The following is a 5,539-nucleotide window of genomic DNA, read 5'->3' as shown; positions in this document are numbered from 1 at the left end:
ACTGCTGCAACGCCTGTTGATGCAAATGGAAACTTAGTTACTACTGATAAAAAATGGGATACTAATTGGGCCAATTTAATTTTAGATAACTCAGCTGTTAGAACAGAGCATACCGTAGCATTATCAGCTGGTAGTGAAAACACTAAATATTATTTTACTACAAATTACCTTTCACAAGAAGGAAATGTTACAACATCAAAATTTGATAGATTGAATACTAGATTAAGTATTGATACTAAGGTCAATGAATGGTTAAAAAGTGGAGTGACGATGTTTTACTCAACTTCTGATCAAAACTTTCCTTCTCAAAGTGGTACTAGTTATCAAAGTGCTGTACAATTTATTTATAATGTACCTTCAATTTATCCAGTTTACAGAAGAGATGGAAATGGTGATTTATTGTTAGATGGTAAAGGTGAAAAGCAATTTGACTACGGTGCAAACACAGGTCAATTAGTGAACGCTAATCGTCCTGTTTTTGAAAATGAAAATGCATTCGGTTCATTATATAAATATGATATAGGATACAAAAGAGATAATTTCACTGCTAATACGTATTTAGAAGCAGCACTTGCAGAAGGATTATCATTTAAAACTACTGTAGCTTTTGAAAAGTATATTTATGATTCATTTACTTACGCAAGTAGTGAAGTAGGATATGCTTCAAATGTAAATGGTAGAGTGACACAAAATAGAAATATTACTACAGGAGTAAACGTTACCAATGCTTTAAATTATAAAAAGACGTTTGGTGACCATACTTTTGGAGCAGATTTAATTCAAGAAGCATATCAGTTTAAAATTGATGCTTTAGGAGCTCAAGGTGAAGGGTTTTTACCAGGTGTTACCGTTTTAAATGGTAGTACTACACCATCATCTGTTTCGGGTTACACTGCAAAGGATAGAATTTCAAGTTATTTAGGTCGTTTGAGCTATGATTATAAAGAAAAGTATTTCTTAGAAGGTTCATTTCGTAGAGATGGATCATCTAGATTTAGCTCTGATGTAAGATGGGGAAGCTTCTATGCAGTAGGAGGATCATGGGTGATTTCAGAAGAAAACTTCTTAAAGGATAGTAAATTTGTTTCTAGCTTAAAACTTAGAGGATCTTATGGAGAGTTAGGAAATAATCAAGCACAAACTTCAACAGGAGCTAATTCTTATTTTCCTTACATCCAATCTTTTGAAACAGGTTATAATGAACTTACAAATACTGGAGTAGTTTTAGGAGGTCTTGTAGATGGTGGTTTAACATGGGAGAAAACAGGTTCTACAGATATAGGATTGGATTTTGGATTGTTTAATAATAGAATTACAGGTTCGGTAGATTACTACAATAAAAATTCTATTGATTTACTTTACAATCAGCCAATTGCTGGGTCTACAGGAAATACTGGGATACTTACAAATGTAGGTGGTCTGAGAAACTACGGATATGAATTCACATTGAATTCTACCAATATTGAAACACCATCATTTACTTGGACAACAGGACTTAATTTTTCTTTGGACAAAAATGAAGTTACTGAGCTGACTCAAGGTAGTTTTGTAAATGGAACAAAAAGATGGGAAGTAGGAAAATCATTGTACGAATTCTTTATGCAAGAATGGGCAGGGGTTGATCCAGAGGATGGATACGGTATGTGGTACAAAGATGTGCTAGATGTAGACGGTAATGCTACAGGTGAAAAAGTTACAACTAAAGTGTATACTGAAGCTACTAGAAATTATGTAGATAAATCTTCTTTACCTAAAGCTGTAGGAGGGTTAACAAATTACTTCAGATACAATAATTTTGACATGAATATTCTTTTTAACTTTAGTTATGGTGCATATGTTTATGATAGTACGTACGCAAGTTTAATGGAAGGATTCGAGACAGCTGGTAGAGCTTCTCATCAAGATATTGAGAATCGTTGGCAAAATCCTGGTGACATTACAGATACACCATTATTATTAGCTTCAAACAATGACTTCAATAGTACATCAAGTAGATTTTTATTTAAAAATAATTATGTTAGATTGAAAGCATTGAACTTTGGTTATAACTTCCCAACTGACATGATTGAGAAAATGAACTTAAGCAAGTTAAGATTGTATTTCCAAGGAGATAACTTATGGACATATCAATCTCATAAAGGAATCGATCCTGAGCAAAGTTTTGCAGGAACGACTGATAGTAGATCATACAATCAAAGAGTTGTGTCTTTTGGTGTTAATTTAGAATTTTAAAAAAAAAATATGAAAAATATAATTATAAAAATATTCATAGCTTTTATGGCTTTGTTTATGACTGTAAGCTGTAGCGAAGAGTTTCTTGATGAACCTACACCTACAGATACTGTTTCACCAGAGATCGTTTTTGGATCTAGAGAGGGTGTAGAAGCTTTCATATCTGGTATTATGAGAAGATTTAGAGGACAGTATGACTCTACTGATTCAGCTGGTTTGAATTCAATTTTCTATGCTAGATCTTTAAAAGGTAATGACATTATTCAATCAAGCACTTGGTTTAGAGATGATTATTCAAATACAAACCGTGAGCCTTCTTATAGAAGAACTAGGTTTACTTGGAACTACTGTTATTACATGATTAATCAAGCTAATTCATTAATTGCAGGTGTTGAAGCAAGTGATTTAAGTGTTGCTGATAAAAAAGAATTTAGCGCATATGGATTCGCATTGCGTGGTTTCTTCTATCACCAATTAGTATTAGAATTTTCGTCTACTTATTCATTAGATAAAAATTTCCCTGCTCCACCTATCTATACAGAATCTGTTGCAGCAGGTAAAGCAATGTCAACAGTAGATGAGGTATACAAGCAAATTGTATCAGATTTAACAATGGCAGTTGATGGTTTAACAGCTGATCGCTTAGGTAAATCTTACATCAACAAGAATGTTGCACAAGGTATTTTAGCTCAAGTTTATCAGGTAATGGGTAACTGGCAGGGAGCCGCAGATGCTGCAAAAGCTGCCTACGGTGGAGATATTACAACTGCTTTGAATTTTGACTATGCTAAGGGATTTGATGATATTTCTAATTCTGAATGGATTTGGGGTAGTGCTCAAAGTACTGACCAATCTAATTACTATTGGAATGCTCCGGCATCAATGGCAGATCATTTTACTACATCTTACTCTGCAACGTTTATAAACAGAAACTTTGTTGATTTATTTTCGGAAACTGATATAAGAAGAGTGTTTGTTAAGAAAAGTGCAGCAATCACGGATTTGAATGATTATAGATATTGGATTACTCGTAAATTCACCTTTACATTTGCAGGAGATAATGCTATTATGAGAACAGCAGAGATGATTTTAATCGAAGCTGAAGCAAAAGCTAGAATTCCTGGTAAAGAAGCAGAAGCGCACACTTTATTATATTACTTGCAAAGTAAAAGAGATGCTGCTGCTGTAAAATCTACCAATACTGGTGCAGCACTAATCGAAGAAATCTTACTAGAGAGAAGAAAAGAATTGTATGCTGAGGTTGGAGTTGAATGGTTTGATGCTAAGCGTTTGCAGAGAGCAATTACTAGAACGGGAAATCACCGTGTTGGTACATCTGCTAATTTGCTTGCAAATGACAAGAAATTCTATCTTAAAGTTCCTCAGGCAGAAATTGATGCCAATCTTTTAATCGATGATTCTGTGAATGAAAACAGATAATATTGATTTTATTATACTTAAGGCCCCCTCATTATTTAATAGTGAGGGGGTTTTGTATTAAATAGTAATTCTAGTCGTAACTCTGTTTTTTTATATCTGATTAAAAATTACCTTTGTTGCTTTACATTCTAGTTCATAACTGCATATCTAATCTTATCTATCAATGCGAATTCTTAGTTACCTATATTTACTTTTACTACCGTGTCTAATTTATTCTCAGTCTAGGCCTATTCAATCATTGAATGCTAAGATAGATAACAGAGAGTCATCCGATTCTATCAAACCAGAAAAAATAGCCAAGATTGATCAATATCGTTTTATAAATATTGATAGAGATACTACCTATCTAGATACATCTTTGACGATCCAAAGAGAGTATTCATTTAACTATTTACATAAAGATAACTTTGGGTTACTAGCATTCCCGAATGAAGGTCAAACTTACAACACCTTACAATACGGACTTGATAAATACAACCCTTATCCAGAGATGGGTTTTAAAGCTAAGCACTTTAACTTTCTTGAGGCTAACGATATTAAATACAGTTCTGTCGCAAATCCTGTAACCGAATTATATTTTAGATCAGTAATGCAAAAAGGACAAAACCTAGATGCTTTCTTTACCTTGAATATCAATCCTAGATTAAATTTTTCGATAGCCTACAAAGGTTTAAGGTCAGAGGGGAATTATATTAACCAACTGACAAGTACAGGGAATTTCAGGTTTACTTCAAGTTATAGTGCCAAGAATGAACGCTATGTTTTAAATGCGCATTATACGTACCAGGATATCTTGAATGAAGAAAATGGTGGAATCACTACAATTTCTGATTTCGAAAGTGAAAACACTGATTATGATAATCGTGAGCGTTTACAAGTTTATTTCTCAGATGCCCAATCATTTTTAAAAGGTAGAAGATTGTTTGCCGATCACTATTTTAGAGTTAATTCTAAAAAAGGTGCAAATAATTTATATGTAAACCATCAATTTAATTATGAGAATAAATTTTTTGAATTCAACCAACCTACCGTTACCTCTACTGTTGGTACGACTTCGATTATAAGATTTGGAGATTCATATAAGGATAGTGGTATCAATGATCAAACACATTATAATAAAATGTACAACAAAGTAGGTTTAACTTATGAGAATCTCACTTTAGGTAAATTTCAATTTTTTATAGATGATTACCAAAGTAATTTTTATTACAACCAAATATTAATTAGAACTGACGGCACGATTCCAGCTTCACTATCTCGAAATATTAATAGCGCAGGTGGGCAATATGATTACCAAAAGAATAAATGGACTGGTAAATTTTTATACTCAAGATCGATAACCAACCAGTCATTATCGAATCTAGATGCGAAAATGAAATACGATTTAAATGATGATTTTCAATTTAACTTTGAATACCAGAATTTAAATAAATTGCCTAATGACAATTATAATTTATATCAAAGTAGCTATGTGGCTTACAACTGGTCGAATGATTTTAAGAACGAGAAAGTAAATGAAATATCTGCTGAGGCTATAACACCGTGGTTAACTGCTTCTGCTAAATTCTCTACCTTAAACGATCATCTTTATTTTAATGATGTTGCTTTAGATGATGCGCAACAAATCGTGTCTCCACAGCAATTTGATAAAACAATCAACTACATTTCTCTTAAGTTAGGTCGCGAATTCAAGTATGGGAAGTTTGCTTTAGACAACACCATTTTGTACCAAAATGTGAGTCAGGATGATAATATTTTAAATGTTCCAAAAATTGTAACGCGAAACACAATTTACTTTACTGACTTTCTATTTAAAAAAGCGTTGTTCTTGCAAACGGGAATTACATTAAATTATTTCTCTAAATAC

Annotated in this window: 3 protein-coding genes; all 3 read left to right on the top strand. The window is 32.8% G+C overall.

The window, feature by feature from the left end:
* Positions 1-2,232: SusC/RagA family TonB-linked outer membrane protein (locus P8M54_RS02030; RefSeq protein WP_300284472.1), on the top strand; the 2,232-nt coding region annotated here is incomplete at its 5' end.
* Between the two features lie 9 nt (positions 2,233-2,241).
* The gene (locus P8M54_RS02025) at positions 2,242-3,672 is read left to right on the top strand and encodes a RagB/SusD family nutrient uptake outer membrane protein (RefSeq protein ID WP_300284469.1); all 1,431 of its coding nucleotides are present in this window, start codon (positions 2,242-2,244) and stop codon (positions 3,670-3,672) included.
* A gap of 238 nt (positions 3,673-3,910) precedes the next feature.
* Positions 3,911-5,539, top strand: a 1,629-nt coding sequence (locus P8M54_RS02020; protein ID WP_300284466.1) for a putative porin, incomplete at its 3' end; no start/stop codon positions are given.

Origin of the sequence: Flavobacterium sp., from assembly GCF_029242675.1 — a bacterium.
Classification (GTDB): Bacteria; Bacteroidota; Bacteroidia; order Flavobacteriales; family Flavobacteriaceae; genus Flavobacterium.
This window is presented reverse-complemented; position numbering and strand designations above follow the sequence as displayed.

Coding starts and splice junctions, on each gene's coding strand:
- P8M54_RS02025 (WP_300284469.1), top strand. CDS start 2,242: ATGAAAAATATAATTATAAAAATATTCATAGCTTTTATGGCTTTGTTT.